The organism is Rhodococcus sp. 15-649-2-2 (assembly GCF_002258645.1).
In the GTDB taxonomy this organism is placed as follows: Bacteria; Actinomycetota; Actinomycetes; order Mycobacteriales; family Mycobacteriaceae; genus Rhodococcoides.
Window position 1 is genome coordinate 817,680 of sequence record NZ_NPFM01000031.1, and the last position, 15,546, is coordinate 833,225.

Below are 15,546 nucleotides of genomic sequence, written 5' to 3' on the forward strand. Positions count from 1 at the left end.
ATTGACACCGAGACCACCGGCGATCATCAAGGACATGGACGCCCCGTACAGCCACAGCCCGACGTAGAGGGCAGCCAACCTGGACGGGAGACGACGGCCGACGACTGCGCGAAGTGGTGAGGTGAACATGCTCCCAGTCTCCGGCAGTACTGGATACGTTATGGATAGCCAGTTCCGCGACAGTGGACCCCCAACTGAAACACGCGACTCAGCGAACGGCGATCACCGTCGTCGAGCCCGGGGCCACTTCGGTGAAGCCCGCATCCCGCACCGCGACGGCACGCCCGCCCCGAACCTGGTCCAGTGCACGGGCCCACTGCTGCGGATCGGCCGGACGCACCGAGCACGGGTAGCCTGCCGACGCCCACTCTCGGCACTCCTCCACGCTCATCGCGCCGGCCAGCAACATCGAGGCATGCCCCACCTGAGCGGCAGCCTTGCCCACCGTCATGGACAACGAAGTATCGACCCACAGCACCGGACCCGCAGCGGGCGACGGTGCTTCGTCGGATGGAACGTCGGTGCCACCGATCTGCAGGCGTTTGATCCTCGGATCGAGATCACCGACGCGACCGGGAACCAATGCCCGTGCCGATGCACCGCCCACATCGACCGTGACCCCCGGGACGTCCTGTGCGGCAGTCCATTGCGCACCCCGTGCCCGACGGGCAACTTTGCGAATTCGAGCCGACGTCCATTCTGTGAAGGCATCGTGCCACGAGGCACCCGAACCCACACGCGGGTCGAGGCACAGCATCACCGTGGCCCGGGCGGCTGCCTCGAGCAACTCGCTGCGCAACGGCGAATCCGTCTTCGGGATGTGCAGGACCAACGGCATGGCCAGTACATCCGCCGGGTCCGATGGATCCTCGGCTCCCCCGTACCCACGGGCGAGTTCGGCGTGACGCGAGTCGAACGTGTTCTCGGCCGAGAACACTTCGGCATCGTTCTCGCCGGTCACCTCACCTGTTGCGCCCTCGACTTCGGGATTGCCGACTTCGGGATTGCCCGCCGGGTGCTCGCCGATCATGGGATCGGGACGCGACGGACTCCCCCGTCGACAGCATCCGCAGCTTCGATCTCGTTGCGAGTGACGCCGAGGATGAACAGCACCGCGTCCAGGTACGGATGCGAAATGGCGGTGTCGGCAATTTCGCGCAAGGCAGGCTTGGCGTTGAAGGCGACGCCGAGGCCGGCCGCAGTGAGCATGTCGATGTCGTTGGCTCCGTCGCCGACCGCCACCGTCTGCTCCATCGGTACTCCCGATTGCGCTGCGAATTCGCGGAGTGCTGTCGCCTTGGCCGCTCGGTCGACCACTTCGCCGATCACCCGGCCGGTGAGTTTGCCGTCGACGATCTCGAGAGTGTTCGCCTTGACGTAATCCAGTTCGAGCTCGTGGGCCAGACCTTCGATGACCTGCCGGAAACCTCCGGAGACAACCCCACACGCGAACCCGAGTCGACGAAGAGTCCGAATGGTGGTCCGTGCCCCCGCCGTCAGCTCCAGGCTCTCTCCCACCTCGTCGATGACAGATTCGTCGAGACCAGCCAGTACGGCGACCCGCTGTTCGAGCGACTCCGTGAAGTCGATCTCGCCGCGCATCGCCGCTTCGGTGACAGCCCTGACCTCGTCCTCGCGGCCGGCTCGTGCAGCCAACATCTCGATGACCTCGCCCTGGACCAGCGTGGAGTCGACGTCGAACACGATGAGCCGCTTCGATCGACGCGCGATGCCGGCCCTCTCCACCGCGACGTCCACACCGATTCCCGCTGCGATCGCCGCAAGACCGGTACGGAGTGCGACATCGGCGTCCGGCGACGTGTCGGTTGCAGTCACCTGCAGTTCGAGCCCCGTCACGGGGTAGTCGGCAACTCCGCGAATGGAGTCGATGTTCGCGCCCTGGCGGGCCAACTCGCGCGAGATGGTGCTGAACGCTCGCGCGGTCACGGGTCGCCCGAGAACGACGACGACATGCGTTCCCAAACTCCGACCACCACTCTGCGCAGCGCCGATCTCGACGTCCACATGGACCCCGACCGTGGCCATGGCGTCCTCGAGCTCCTCCTGCAGCGCTTCGGGATCGCGCGGACAGGTCAACAGGACACCGAGGGTCAGCCTGCCGCGAATGACCACCTGCTCGACGTCGAGAAGGCTCACCTCGTGCCGAGACAATGCCGCGAAGAGCACCGAGGTGACGCCCGGCTTGTCGGGTCCCGTCACCGTCACCAGCACTGCGGTGTCGTTCGACTTCACCGGATCTCCCTTTCACTCGGCCACCGGCCGAATACGTCTTGTTGTCACCTCGCGATGGACGGGCGAACCCGACCGCGCCACGAGATTGTCGCAAGCGAAGAGCCCCACCCGGTAGCCGGGAGGGGCTCTCGCTGTGCTGTGACTACCTGGGGTCGGGGTCTCCGGACCCTTCGTGATCGCTGGTGGCGATCGGAGCCCGGCGGGCCTGCTCGAGGACAGCAGTCGTTTTACCGCCGTGTGCACCCGGCCCCACGTGAGCTTCCGCGCGCATCCGCTCGACCATGTGCGGGTAGTGCAGCTCGAATGCCGGACGCTCGGACCGGATACGCGGCAGCTCGGTGAAGTTGTGCCGCGGCGGCGGGCACGAGGTAGCCCACTCCAGCGAGTTGCCGTAGCCCCACGGATCGTCGACCGTGACGACCTCGCCGTAGCGGTAGGACTTGAAGACGTTCCAGACGAACGGCAATGTCGAGGCACCGAGGACGAAGGCACCGATGGTGGAGATGATGTTCAGTTCGGTGAACCCGTCGGAAGGCAGGTAGTCGGCGTAGCGACGCGGCATTCCCTCGTTTCCGAGCCAGTGCTGGACGAGGAACGTGGCGTGGAAGCCGAAGAACGTCAGCCAGAAGTGCCACTTGCCGAGGGCCTCGTCCATCATCCGGCCCGTCATCTTGGGGAACCAGAAGTAGATGCCGGCGTACGTTGCGAACACCACCGTGCCGAACACCACGTAGTGGAAATGCGCGACGACGAAGTAGGTGTCGGTGACCTGGAAGTCGATCGGCGGCGACGCCAGCAGAACGCCCGTCAATCCGCCGAATACGAACGTGATCAGGAACCCGATCGCGAACAGCATCGGTGTTTCGAGTGTCACTTGACCGCGCCACATGGTGCCGACCCAGTTGAAGATCTTCACACCTGTGGGCACCGCGATCAGGAACGTCATGAACGAGAAGAACGGCAGCAACACTGCACCGGTGGCGTACATGTGGTGCGCCCACACCGCAATGGAGAGGGCTGCGATCGCGATCGTCGCGTAGATCAGTCCCGAGTAGCCGAAGATCGGCTTACGGGAGAAGACCGGGAAGATCTCGGAGACGATTCCGAAGAACGGCAACGCGATGATGTACACCTCGGGGTGACCGAAGAACCAGAACAGGTGCTGCCACAGCAGCACGCCTCCGGTTGCCGGATCGAACAGGTGCGCACCCAGGTGGCGGTCGGCCGCCAGGCCGAGCAGCGCCGCCGTCAGCAGGGGGAAGGCCAGCAGGATCAGGATCGACGTCACCAGGATGTTCCAGGTGAAGATCGGCATGCGGAACATCGTCATACCGGGGGCACGCAGGCAGATCACCGTGGTGATCATGTTGACGCCACCGAGGATGGTGCCGAGACCGGCGACGGCCAGACCCATGATCCACAGGTCCGCGCCGACACCCGGCGAATGCAGAGCCGAGGTGAGTGGGGTGTACGCGGTCCAACCGAAGTCGGCTGCGCCACCGGGAGTGATGAAGCCAGCTGTGGTGATCAAGGCACCGAACAGGTACAGCCAGTACGAGAACGCGTTCAACCGTGGGAACGCGACGTCGGGTGCACCGATCTGCAGCGGGAGGATGTAGTTGGCGAACCCGAACACGATGGGCGTCGCGTACAGCAGCAGCATGATGGTGCCGTGCATGGTGAACAGCTGGTTGTACTGCTCGTTGGACAGGAACTGCATTCCCGGCACGGCCAACTCGGCGCGCATCAGCAGCGCCATCAGTCCACCGACGAGGAAGAACGCGAACGAGGTCGCGATGTACATGATCCCCAAGACCTTGGGATCGGTCGTCGTCACCGCTTTGTGCAGGAACGAACCCTTCGGTCCCATCCTCGGCGGGAACGGCCGAGCGGCATCCACCGCGGGAGCGGGCCTAGGCGCTAGGGCAGTCACAGATCCTCCTGATTGCGCGTCCGACCCCGAACCACGAGGCGACGTCATCTAGTCGTGCGCTCCTCGAATCGTAGACCGTCGGACCGACACTTGCCGAACCGGTCCTACCGTGTGTCGTATTGGGCAGATTCGACACCGCCCGGATCGGGCGATCTGCCTGCGCTGTGGGCCTTTCCGCCGCAGCGGGCACGGTGCGAACGCGGTCGATTCCGTGGCCTCGCCGGTGCCCGTTCGAGTGTTCTGCGAGAACGGCCTTCCGATACTGTGTGAGACCACCCGACCCGTCGAAGGAAGTCCCGCGTTGCCACTCCATCTGCGAGTCCCCCGTTCGTATGCACCGCGCAGGAGCGGCGCTGTCGTTGCGGCATGCCTCGCCGTGGCTGTGACCTTGGTCGGCTGTTCCGATTCCGAGGCACAGGACGACGCATCCACCATCGTTCGGAGCACCACGAACATCGCCGGAGCGGGAGTGGTCGGTAACAACCGGGACACCGTAGGACTGTGTCCGGCACTGGCCCCACTGGACCGGACCGGAGTCGAAGGCGATACCCGCCCCGTCGGGCACGCCGAGGGAATCAGCGCCATCCCTGCCGATCCACAGCGCATCGTCGTTCTCGACGCTGCAGGCCTCGACGCCAGCTGCGCGGTCGGGATCTGGGAACGCGTCGTCGGCGCGGCGACGCTCGACCCCGATTTCCGGGGAGACGGAGATCAACCGTTGTACCTGGGTACGGGCTTGGCGTCCGTTCCGTCGGTCGGCCCGGTCGGAGCTCCCGACCTCGGAGCGATCGCCGCGCTCGACCCCGACCTCATCCTCGGTGCCGATTCTCTCGGCACCGAGACCTACGACTCCCTGAACGCCATTGCGCCGACCGTGTTCACCGGGACCGGTCAGGGCTGGAAGGACACCTTTCTGCAGTCCGCGGCAGCATTGGGTCGAGGGCAAGCCGGTTTCGAACAGCTCGCATCGTTCTCTGCGGATGCCGAGCGGGTCGGTCGTGAGATCGACTCCACTCAGACACAGGCGTCGGTCATCCGGTTCGGCGCGGACACCATCGAGGTGGACGGTCCGAACTCCTTTGCCGGCCAGGTCCTCGCCGAGGTGGGTGTCGCGCGACCCCAAAGCCAGCGCGATGCCGATTTCTCCGTAGCGTCGGACGACCTCGATTCGGTCGAAGGCGACATCGTGTACGTGCGATTCGCCGGCCCCGATGGCGAGACCTTCGGCCGCGAGGTGATGGACAGCGACGCATGGCACGCTCTCGGCTCGGTCACCGACGGGCGAGTGTTCGCGGTGAACGACACGGTCTGGTCCGGCAGTGGAGTTGTCGCGGCGCGCGCCATCCTTGCCGATCTGTCCGCTTCCCTGAACGCCTACGTGTCCTGACGCAATGCCCATTCCAGAATTCGTGCAAGCTCTCCGCAGCGTCGTCGGTACGTCACCGCTGTGGTTGTCCGGTGTCAGTGCGGTCGTTCTCGACGACGACCGTCGAGTGCTGCTTACTCTGCGAGCAGACAACAACACCTGGGCCGTGGTCTCCGGAATCCTCGAGCCCGGCGAAGAACCTGCACCGGCCGCGCTTCGAGAGATCCGCGAGGAGACCGGCGTGGAGGCCACGATCGAGCGGCTGACGAGTGTCGACGTGACGGAGCCGATCACGTACCCCAACGGCGACGTCGCGCAGTACCTGGACATCACGTTCCTCGCCCGCTACATCGGAGGCACCCCACATGTCGCCGACGACGAGAATCTCGACGTAGCCTGGTTCGCGCTCGACGGGCTACCCGACAACCTCACGGCCACTTCACGATTGCGAATCGAGAAAGCCATCGCCGACGACCCGTCGGCGTGGTTCAGGCGCTGACTCCCCCACCGCACCGAGGACACCGCACCGAGGACACCGCTCCACCGAACCGCCCCTTTTCGATCCATAATGTGATATCACTGTAGTATCAACATCGAGAGGGAGGTTCTCATGTCCGCACCCGCTACCGTCGCCGAGAAGCCGACGGGTACACCGACCACGACCATCGCCGAGCGCACCGGTTGGGATCTGCCCGGTTGGTCGATGCTCGGCATCGGTCTCGCGCTGTTTCTCGGCGGAATCGCCGCGTTCGCTCTCGGACTCGTCTTCTCCGTGGTGGGGCTTGTGGTCGGCGGAGTGGTGCTGTTCGTGCTCTCACTGCCGGCACTCATGGGATTGACTCTGGTGCAACCCAATCAAGCTCGCGTTCTGCAGCTACTCGGCAGTTCGTACAGCGGGACGCTGCGTACACCGGGGCTACGCTGGACCAATCCGTTGACGTACCGCAGGGCCATCTCGACGCGAATCCGCAACCACGAGACGGGCCAGTCCAAGGTCAACGACGCCGACGGCAATCCGATCGAGATCTCCGCCATCGTGGTCTGGCAGGTTGCCGATACGGCACTGGCGTCCTTCCAGGTCGATGACTACGAGGAGTTCGTCGCCGTCCAGACCGAGTCTGCCGTCCGGCACATCGCCGGCAGCTACCCGTACGACGCCGAAGGCCGAATGTCGCTGCGAGAGAACGCCGACGAAATCACCGCTGCGATGTCGGAGGAGGTGCATGCGCGGGTGCGGTCGGCAGGCGTCGAGGTGATCGAGACCCGAATCAACCGTCTTGCCTATGCCCCGGAGATCGCGCAAGCCATGCTGCGGCGACAGCAGGCGGGAGCGGTCATCGCGGCGCGTCAGCAGATCGTCGAGGGCGCGGTCGGCATGGTGGAGATGGCGCTGTCGAAGCTCGAGGAGAAGCATGTGGTCGAACTCGACGAGGAGCGGAAGGCGACCATGGTGTCGAATCTGCTCGTCGTGCTGTGCAGCGACCGCGACACGCAACCCGTCGTCAATACCGGATCGCTGTACCAGTGAGCCATGACCGTCGAGCGTAAGAAGATACTGCTTCGGCTGGACCCGGCGGTACACGACGCCCTCGCCCGCTGGGCTTCCGACGAACTCCGGAGCACCAACGCTCAGATCGAGTTCCTACTGCGAAGGGCACTGAGCGATCAGGGTCGAATGCCCAAGGAAGCCAAAAACATTCGCGCGCCGGGCCGCCCACCGAAAGTGTGAGCGGCGCGGCGCGCGAAGGTGCCTCTAGAAGTCCCAGTCCTCGTCTTCGGTGTTGACGGCCTTGCCGATGACGTACGAGGAACCCGAACCCGAGAAGAAGTCGTGGTTCTCGTCTGCGTTCGGTGACAGTGCCGACAGAATCGCCGGGTTCACATCCGTCTCGTCCTTGGGGAACAGACCCTCGTAGCCGAGGTTGTTCAGCGCCTTGTTGGCGTTGTAGCGCAGGAACTTCTTGACGTCCTCGGTCAGACCGATCTCGTCGTAGAGGTCCTGGGTGTACTCGACCTCGTTGTCGTACAACTCGAACAGCAACTCGAACGTGTAGTTCTTGAGCTCCTCGCGCTGAGCCTCGCTGACTTTCTCGAGGCCCTTCTGGTACTTGTATCCGATGTAGTACCCGTGCACGGCCTCGTCACGGATGATCAGCCGGATCAGGTCCGCGGTGTTGGTGAGCTTGGCTCGCGAGGACCAGTACATCGGCAGGTAGAACCCGGAGTAGAACAGGAACGACTCGAGCAGTGTCGAAGCAACTTTCCGCTTGAGCGGATCGTCACCGTGGTAGAAGTTCAGCACGATCTCGGCTTTGCGCTGAAGGTTGACGTTCTCCTCGGACCAGCGGAACGCATCGTCGATGTCGCGGGTGGAGCTGAGGGTCGAGAAGATGGAGCTGTAGCTCTTCGCGTGCACCGACTCCATGAACGCGATGTTGGTGTACACCGCTTCCTCATGGGGAGTGATCGCGTCGGGAATGAGACTGACGGCACCGACGGTGCCCTGGATGGTGTCCAGCAGCGTCAATCCGGTGAACACGCGCATCGTCAACTGCTTCTCGACGGCGGTCAGAGTTGCCCACGACGGGATGTCGTTGGACACCGGCACCTTCTCGGGCAGCCAGAAATTACTGGTGAGACGCTCCCAGACTTCGGAGTCCTTGTCGTCCTGGACCCGATTCCAGTTGATCGCGGAGACACGATCGATGAGCTTTACCATGGGTGCCTACCTACAGGTCGATGAGCGAGAAGTGGGGACGAAGCTACGTGAAAAGTCGCTGACACGAACACTACCCGTTGTGTCCGACAGTTAAGGGAGGCACTACAAAGTGTGCTCGGAGTGTTGCCCGAGAACGACGGTGATCTCACCGGTCAACGGTCACCACCCCACCGAGCACGGGACCGTTCCGGCCTCGATGGCACCGACCAGTTGCGCGTGATCGCGCTCGTTCTGATCGGCGTAGGCGTGGGCGAACTCCACCATCGCCCGATCGACGTTGTCTCCGCGGCCGAGGTAGTCGGCTATCGCCTCTGCGTCACCACTTCGAGCGTGCGCCCGCGCGAGGACCTCACCGCATGCCGTGGCGAACTCGGTGAGGTACGGCCCGATGATCTCGCCGTCGGGAATGACCTTCATGTCCCGGAACTGCCGAACGTAGAAATTCATCGACTGCTCCCCCCGACCGGCCTCCGGCCTTCCCGGCACCGACGTCCACCCTACGAACATGTCGGTGGCGCTCTGCAGCATTCGCTGCCCGTTGACCACCCGGGCACCGTGATTGTCGTACGCGCTCGGCTCGAGAAACTTCTCGAACACCGACGGCCCTGCCTGCTTGATCTGCAGGAAGAACGGATCGCGAGTCCGCCGTTCCTCCAACAGGGCCAGATAGACCCGCATTCCGACACTCCCGACGCCGACCACCTGGCGAACCACGTCGAGAACTCGAAATCTGGACAGCAGACTCCAGATGTGATCGTCGACCGATTCGCTGTAGCCGGCGATCACCGCCTGCACCAGATCGATCTGAGAATCTCCCACATGAGTGCGAAACGGGGGGTCCTCGCGAATTCGCCGACGGCCGTCCCTCGTCTCGGTGAATTTGCGGGACGCCCCACGACTGGTGCGACGCTCGGCCTTCGTTTCGATGAGCTTCTCGGCGTGTCGAGCGATGCCCGAGGAGAAATGCCCGAGCAAACCTGCCACGTCGATCCGGTCGTACCAGATGTCGATCTCGGGAATGTTCGCGTACGCCCGCATCTTTCGGCAGTACGACGCCGTCATCGCGGCGACCGCACGATCGGAACGCGGCAAGGCCACACCGTTCTCGCGTCCGAGAACCACAAGGGAAGTGGCAAGTCGTTTGAGGTCCCACTCGAACGGGCCGGGCAGAGTTTCGTCGAAATCGCGGAGGTCGAAATAGAGGTTTCGTTCCGGCGTCGCCCACAATCCGAAGTTCAACACGTGAGCGTCACCGCACAACTGCACCTCGATGCCGGTGTGCGGGGTCGACGCGAGGTCCGCGGCCATCACGGCGGCGGCACCGCGAAAATATGTCCACGGCGATGCGGACATCCGGGCGTACCGGATCGGCAGCAACTCCTGAACTCGTATCGCGTTCTGCGCAAGAACTGTCTCGAGCGCATCGTGGCCGCGCGTGTCGGGATCCCATGCCGCCAATCCGCGTCGAGGTACCCGACGGCGAGCATGTCGACCACGTGGCGATGGCCCGGAAGGAACCGAGTCCTTCCGAGCCATTGTCACGTCGACGTCGGATTCGACTTCGCCGTCCGCTTCGATGCCCATACCTGATTATGGTCCGCATCGCGCCCTGACATCACGGTATCGCCACAGGTCGACCGACCGAATCGCCTACAGCATGCAGGAGACGCAACCCTCGACCTCTGTGCCCTCGAGGGCCATCTGACGCAGACGGATGTAGTACAGCGTCTTGATGCCCTTGCGCCATGCGTAGATCTGCGCGCGGTTGATGTCGCGAGTGGTGGCGGTGTCCTTGAAGAACAGCGTCAACGACAGGCCCTGATCGACGTGTTGTGTTGCGGCAGCATAGGTGTCGATGATCTTCTCGTAGCCGATCTCGTACGCATCCTGGTAGTAATCCAGGTTGTCGTTGTCGAGGTACGGTGCCGGGTAGTAGACGCGGCCGATCTTGCCTTCCTTGCGAATCTCGATCTTCGAAGCCACCGGGTGAATCGACGAGGTGGAGTTGTTGATGTACGAGATGGATCCGGTCGGCGGAACGGCCTGCAGGTTCTGGTTGTAGATTCCGTACTCCTGCACCGACGCCTTCAGCGCGGACCAGTCGGCCTGCGTCGGAATGGTGACATCGGAGTCGGCGAACAACTTCGCGACCTTGGGCGTAGCGGGTTCCCAGACCTGGTCGGTGTACTTGTCGAAGAACTCGCCCGACGCGTACTTGGAATCCGGGAAGCCCTTGAAGTACTGGCCGCGTGCCTTCGCCAGCTGGTTCGACGCCTGAATCGCGTGGAACAGCACGGTGTAGAAGTAGATGTTGGTGAAATCGATTCCCTCGGTGGAGCCGTAGTGGATGCGCTCACGGGCGAGGTAGCCGTGCAGATTCATCTGCCCGAGGCCGATCGCGTGAGAATCGTTGTTGCCCTGCTCGATCGACGGCACGGAGAAGATGTGCGTCTGGTCCGAGACCGCGGTCAGACCGCGGATTGCCACAGCGATGGTCTTACCGAAATCGGGTGAATCCATCGTCTTCGCGATGTTCAGCGAGCCCAGGTTGCACGAGATGTCCTTGCCGACATGGCTGTACGAGAGGTCGTCGTTGAACGTCGACGGCGTCGAGACCTGGAGAATCTCCGAGCACAGGTTGGAGTGAGTGATCTTGCCCTTGACCGGGTTCGCGCGATTGACGGTGTCCTCGTACATGATGTACGGGTAGCCGGACTCGAACTGCAGCTCGGCGAGAGTCTGGAAGAACTCACGCGACTTGATCTTGGTCTTACGAATCCTCTTGTCGTCGACCATCTCGTAGTACTTATCGGAGACGTCGATATCGGCGAACGGCACTCCGTAGATGCGCTCCACGTCGTACGGCGAGAACAGGTACATGTCCTCGTTCTTCTTCGCCAGCTCGAACGTGATGTCGGGGATGACGATTCCGAGGGACAACGTCTTGATGCGGATCTTCTCGTCCGCGTTCTCACGCTTGGTGTCGAGGAACTTGTAGACGTCGGGGTGATGCGCGTGCAAGTACACCGCGCCCGCGCCCTGGCGAGCACCGAGCTGGTTGGCGTACGAGAACGAGTCCTCGAGCAGCTTCATGATCGGGATTACACCCGAGGACTGGTTCTCGATGCGCTTGATGGGGGCGCCGGCCTCACGAATGTTGCTCAGCAGCAGGGCAACTCCGCCGCCGCGCTTGGACAGCTGCAGAGCAGAGTTGATGGAGCGGCCGATGGACTCCATGTTGTCTTCGATGCGTAGCAGGAAGCAGGACACGGGCTCACCGCGCTGCTTCTTGCCGGAGTTGAGGAAGGTGGGCGTCGCGGGCTGGAAACGGCCGGCGATGATCTCGTCCACGAGATCGGTGGCCAGGGCTTCGTCACCGGCTGCGAGTGTGAGCGCCACCATGCACACGCGGTCCTCGAAGCGTTCGAGGTAGCGCTTGCCGTCGAACGTCTTGAGCGTGTACGAGGTGTAGTACTTGAATGCACCGAGGAACGTGGGGAATCGGAACTTCTTCGAGTACGCGTGGTTGATCAGGAACTTGACGAACTCACGTGAGTACTGATCGAGGACCTCGGGCTCGTAGTAGTTCTCCTCGACCAGGTAGTCCAGCTTCTCGTCCAGGTCGTGGAAGAACACCGTGTTCTGGTTGACGTGCTGCAGGAAGTACTGATTGGCAGCCTCGCGGTCCTTCTCGAACTGGATCTCGCCGTTGGGGCCGTAGAGATTGAGCATCGCGTTGAGGGCGTGGTAGTCCATGTCGCCGTCGCCGCGAATGGTTGCGGGCGCGGGTGCTGCGTCGGTGATGGTCGGTGCCACGGCGATGCTCCTACTGGTATGTGGTGGGTGGTGCTCTAGTGCGTGTGGGCGGCGCGTCGGACTTCACGTTCCCAGAAGTCCTCCAGTCCCTCGCGGACTCGCACTACGTCCTCGGGGGTGCCCATCAACTCGAATCGGTACAGATACGGAACCGCACATTTCTGCGAAATGACATCTCCGGCAAAGCAGAACGAATCACCGAAATTGGTGTTTCCGGCAGCGATGACCGCTCGTATCAACGATCGGTTGTGCTCGTCGTTGAGGAACTTGATCACACGCTTGGGGACATAGTTGGTATCTCGCCCGGCGTAGGTGGTCCCTCCCCCGTACGTCGGAACGACGAGAACGTAGGGGGAATGGACTCGAAACGTCCCGTCGGGATCACGGAGCGGAATGCGCGTTGCGGGGATGTCCAGCTTCGAGACGAAGCGATGCGTGTTCTCGGATGCGCTGGAGAAATACACCAGTGAGTGGGAAGACTGCGGTTGCGAACTCACCGCTCACTCACTTTCTCGTTCTGTTCAAGCAGCGTTCGCTGCGAGGGTCTTGATGCGATCCGGACGAAAGCCGGACCAGTGATCGTCACCGGCGACGACGACAGGAGCCTGCAGGTAGCCGAGAGCCATGACGTAATCACGCGCCTCCGGGTCCTGCGAGATGTCGACGACCGAGTACTCGATGCCGGCTTTGTCGAGAGCGCGGTAGGTGGCATTGCACTGAACGCAGGCGGGCTTGGTGTAAACGGTGATGCTCATGGTGTCCCTCTTTCCGTTGTCGCCATCGGGTGCACCGAGGGCGACCGATGTGCTCTGCGTATGGCACCGAGAACATCTCCCGCTCAGGGCGACTTCGACCTGCTCGAACCCGCTTTCGCTGGTTCTTCGAGTTGTGGCCTCTCGGTCGGACAAACACTACACCTAGTGTCCGACATCTGACTACAACACGAGATGTTGCGAACAACATGCTTGGTATTCGCTGGTCACGGCGTTGCCGGCAGATGATCGGCGCGTCACCCCGGCGTGTCGCAGATCACACGTTGCGGGTGTCATCGGTCACTACCCGCCGTCGTACCGACCGTGACGTCCCCCTACGACGACCGCTCCCCTCACGCACGAGAACGGCCCCTCGGAATTAGCTCCGGGGGGCCGTTGTCGTCGGATGCGCGATCGTCAGCGTTGACGCGCCTTGAATCGCGGCTCTTTCTTGTTGATCACGAACACCACCCCGTGGCGGCGGACCACCTGCGCACCGGGCTTGTTCTTGAGCGATTTCAGAGAGTTTCTCACCTTCATGAACCCACTCTACATGAAAACGATTACCGATACCATATAGGGTTCAGGCGCTCACGAGGTCGTTCGAAGCCTTGACCAACTCGGCCACCACGTGTCCGATCTCTCCGGACACCTCGGCGTTCTCGCTCGGGTGAGCCGAGCCGAACTTGTCCATGGTGCCGCCGATGGAGAGCTGGACGTCCTCGAGCACCGACCCACCGGCGATGCGAACGGCCTTGCTCGTGTCCTCGTGCGCCCATTTGGCACCGTTGCCACTGGGCGATGCGCTGATCACGACGACAGGCTTGCCGACCATGGCACCTGCACCGTAGGGACGCGAGAGCCAGTCGATGGCGTTCTTCAGCACGGCAGGAATGGTGCCGTTGTATTCGGGCGTGACCAGCAGCAGGGCCGACGCCTTCTCGGCAGCAGCCCGCAGAGCGAGCGCGGCAGCCGGCACGGAACCTTCGACGTCGATATCCTCGTTGTAGAAGGGGACATCTCCGAGTCCGTCGTAGACCACGATCTCGGCACCGGCGGGTGCCACGGTGACAGCAGTCTCGGCAATCTGCTTGTTCACCGATTCGGCGCGCAGGCTTCCGACGAGAACGAGTACGTGAGCGTCTGACATGAGATCTTCCTTCGAAAGTTCGGATGACGTGATCGTCACGTCAATTCATACCATTCAAACGGACCATGGTCCACTTATGTTCCCCGGCAGGGTAGGCTGAATCCCGTGACCGGCCCGATGCTGCCCATTGCGGGTGAGGACTCCGAACGATGCGATGCAGCACGCAACCGTCGGCTGTTGCTCGACGCCGCGGCGGATCTGGTGGCGACCATCGGAGCCGACGCCATCACCATGGACGCGGTGGCGACCAAGGCCGGAGTGGGCAAAGGCACCGTGTTCCGCCGTTTCGGCAACCGCGCCGGGCTGATGCGAGCGCTTCTCGATCACACCGAGCAGAAGTTGCAACGCTCGTTCATGTTCGGCGATCCACCACTCGGTCCGGGGGCCGATCCGATCGACCGACTCGTCGCCTTCGGCCGGGCTCGGCTCGAGTTCGTCAACGTTCAGGGCGAGGTGTTGCGCGCTGCCGAGACATCGGCCGACGCGCGCTACTCCGCTCCGGCGCACATGGTCAACTTCACTCACGTCCTCTCGCTGCTCCGCGCAGCCGGTGTGGACGGCGATCTCCCACTGCTGACGCACTGGCTGCTCACACCACTCGAAGCCACCCTGGTGCTACACCAGTACCGCGATCTCGGAATGCCGATGGACCGGTTGGCCGACGGCTGGGAAGACTTGGTACGCAGAGCAACTCGCCCTCGGTAGCTCGCCCGACTCAGATGTTCTCGACCGCCACGGCCGCGGTGTGCAACGCCACACCGTAGGAGCGCCCGTGCCCTGCTGCATGGACGGCGAGTGGGTGCAATTGGTGTAGTGGAATCCGCTCTCGCCACCCTGCTCGCAGCGGATGTACCGTCTCGTACCCGTCGACGATGCCATCCATGAACGGGCACCCGAAAAGCGCCAACATCGCCAGATCGGTCTCACGGTGCCCGCCGTGCGCAGCCGGGTCGATCATCACCACGCCTGCCTCGGTCCAGAACACGTTGCCGCTCCAGAGATCTCCGTGAATTCGGCTCGGCGGCTCCGCATCGTCGAAGTCCCCGCCCGCGACGCGTCGGCATGCAGATTCGACGGTGGCAGCCTCCGTAGGCGTCACGGTGCCCGCGTCGACGGCGATTCGCAGAAACGGCAGTACCCGTTCGGCTGCGTAGAACTCACCCCACGTCCGGTGCACCGAATTGCTCATGGGCCGAGCCCCGATGAACAATCGGCCGGGGAACGGCGCACCGTCGGAGCCGACGGGCGGTGCCCCGAATCCGGCAGCTCCACCGTTGTGCATTCGCGCCAACACTCGACCGAATCTTCTTGCCGCAGGCAGCGTCGGATGCGCCGCGATCAGGCGCTCGAGTTCGATGTGCGTCGGCCCGTGCCCGAGGACTCGGACAACGGGCGCGCCCGCCTCGCCGAGCCAGTGGAGCCCGGTTGCCTCGGCGGCAAAGAAGTCGGGATGCGCCTGGGGGCTTCGTTTGACGAACGTATCGGAGGGTCCACTCACGAAGATCGACCCTACGCACGGCGTGTGCGCACGGCCGCAGACCTGCCGACGTCGTTAGT

Annotated in this window: 16 protein-coding genes; 5 read left to right on the plus strand and 11 right to left on the minus strand. The window is 63.2% G+C overall.

Features of this window, described 5'->3' with window-relative positions:
• Window positions 1-208 precede the first annotated feature (208 nt).
• The 3 genes from CH305_RS24585 to ctaD all read right to left on the minus strand — a co-directional run bounded on the left by CH305_RS24585 (window position 209) and on the right by ctaD (window position 4,186).
• The gene (locus CH305_RS24585; protein WP_094705110.1) at window positions 209-1,030 is read right to left on the minus strand and encodes a peptidyl-tRNA hydrolase; all 822 of its coding nucleotides are present in this window, start codon (window positions 1,028-1,030) and stop codon (window positions 209-211) included.
• Window positions 1,027-2,253 (minus strand): phosphoserine phosphatase SerB, encoded by a 1,227-nt coding sequence (gene serB, locus CH305_RS24590; RefSeq protein ID WP_032403126.1) that lies wholly within the window; start codon window positions 2,251-2,253, stop codon window positions 1,027-1,029. The genes CH305_RS24585 and serB overlap by 4 nt, the downstream gene beginning before the upstream one ends.
• A gap of 142 nt (window positions 2,254-2,395) precedes the next feature.
• The gene (gene ctaD / locus CH305_RS24595; protein WP_032403125.1) at window positions 2,396-4,186 is read right to left on the minus strand and encodes a cytochrome c oxidase subunit I; all 1,791 of its coding nucleotides are present in this window, start codon (window positions 4,184-4,186) and stop codon (window positions 2,396-2,398) included.
• 313 nt (window positions 4,187-4,499) lie between these two features.
• On the opposite strand from ctaD, the gene CH305_RS24600 reads away from it, so the two are divergent.
• From CH305_RS24600 to CH305_RS24615, 4 genes are all read left to right on the plus strand, one after another.
• Window positions 4,500-5,573, plus strand: a complete 1,074-nt coding sequence (locus tag CH305_RS24600; RefSeq protein ID WP_094610653.1) for an iron-siderophore ABC transporter substrate-binding protein — start codon at window positions 4,500-4,502, stop codon at window positions 5,571-5,573.
• A gap of 4 nt (window positions 5,574-5,577) precedes the next feature.
• Entirely contained in the window at window positions 5,578-6,051 is a 474-nt protein-coding gene (locus CH305_RS24605; protein ID WP_032403124.1) for an NUDIX domain-containing protein, read from the plus strand.
• Window positions 6,052-6,162: 111 nt separating this feature from the next.
• Window positions 6,163-7,080, plus strand: coding sequence for an SPFH domain-containing protein (locus CH305_RS24610; RefSeq protein WP_032403123.1), 918 nt, complete (start codon window positions 6,163-6,165; stop codon window positions 7,078-7,080).
• 3 nt (window positions 7,081-7,083) lie between these two features.
• Window positions 7,084-7,281, plus strand: coding sequence for a hypothetical protein (locus CH305_RS24615; protein WP_094705112.1), 198 nt, complete (start codon window positions 7,084-7,086; stop codon window positions 7,279-7,281).
• Window positions 7,282-7,305: 24 nt separating this feature from the next.
• Here CH305_RS24615 and nrdF read toward each other — a convergent pair whose 3' ends face one another.
• The 7 genes from nrdF to CH305_RS24650 all read right to left on the minus strand — a co-directional run bounded on the left by nrdF (window position 7,306) and on the right by CH305_RS24650 (window position 13,989).
• Entirely contained in the window at window positions 7,306-8,271 is a 966-nt protein-coding gene (gene nrdF / locus CH305_RS24620) for a class 1b ribonucleoside-diphosphate reductase subunit beta (RefSeq protein ID WP_008717549.1), read from the minus strand.
• Between the two features lie 159 nt (window positions 8,272-8,430).
• A complete protein-coding gene (locus CH305_RS24625; RefSeq protein ID WP_371828257.1) occupies window positions 8,431-9,855 on the minus strand; it encodes a DUF2252 domain-containing protein in 1,425 nt (474 codons plus the stop codon).
• Window positions 9,856-9,921: 66 nt separating this feature from the next.
• Entirely contained in the window at window positions 9,922-12,087 is a 2,166-nt protein-coding gene (gene nrdE, locus CH305_RS24630) for a class 1b ribonucleoside-diphosphate reductase subunit alpha (protein WP_032403122.1), read from the minus strand.
• Window positions 12,088-12,122: 35 nt separating this feature from the next.
• Complete coding sequence (gene nrdI, locus CH305_RS24635) at window positions 12,123-12,584, minus strand: class Ib ribonucleoside-diphosphate reductase assembly flavoprotein NrdI (RefSeq protein WP_032376963.1); 462 nt, start codon at window positions 12,582-12,584, stop codon at window positions 12,123-12,125.
• Window positions 12,585-12,608: 24 nt separating this feature from the next.
• Window positions 12,609-12,842: a redoxin NrdH gene (locus tag CH305_RS24640; RefSeq protein WP_032403121.1), complete on the minus strand. Its 234-nt coding sequence runs from the start codon at window positions 12,840-12,842 to the stop codon at window positions 12,609-12,611.
• A 414-nt stretch (window positions 12,843-13,256) separates the two neighbouring features.
• Window positions 13,257-13,379 carry a type B 50S ribosomal protein L36 gene (ykgO, locus tag CH305_RS24645; RefSeq protein WP_027496600.1) on the minus strand — a complete coding sequence of 41 codons (123 nt, stop codon included), beginning with the start codon at window positions 13,377-13,379 and terminating at the stop codon, window positions 13,257-13,259.
• Between the two features lie 43 nt (window positions 13,380-13,422).
• The gene (locus tag CH305_RS24650) at window positions 13,423-13,989 is read right to left on the minus strand and encodes an NAD(P)H-dependent oxidoreductase (protein WP_032378164.1); all 567 of its coding nucleotides are present in this window, start codon (window positions 13,987-13,989) and stop codon (window positions 13,423-13,425) included.
• A 105-nt stretch (window positions 13,990-14,094) separates the two neighbouring features.
• On the opposite strand from CH305_RS24650, the gene CH305_RS24655 reads away from it, so the two are divergent.
• Window positions 14,095-14,694 carry a TetR/AcrR family transcriptional regulator gene (locus tag CH305_RS24655; protein WP_032376961.1) on the plus strand — a complete coding sequence of 200 codons (600 nt, stop codon included), beginning with the start codon at window positions 14,095-14,097 and terminating at the stop codon, window positions 14,692-14,694.
• Window positions 14,695-14,704: 10 nt separating this feature from the next.
• On the opposite strand, the gene CH305_RS24660 is transcribed toward CH305_RS24655, so the two are convergent.
• Entirely contained in the window at window positions 14,705-15,493 is a 789-nt protein-coding gene (locus tag CH305_RS24660; RefSeq protein ID WP_094705114.1) for a fructosamine kinase family protein, read from the minus strand.
• Window positions 15,494-15,546: the final 53 nt, after the last annotated feature.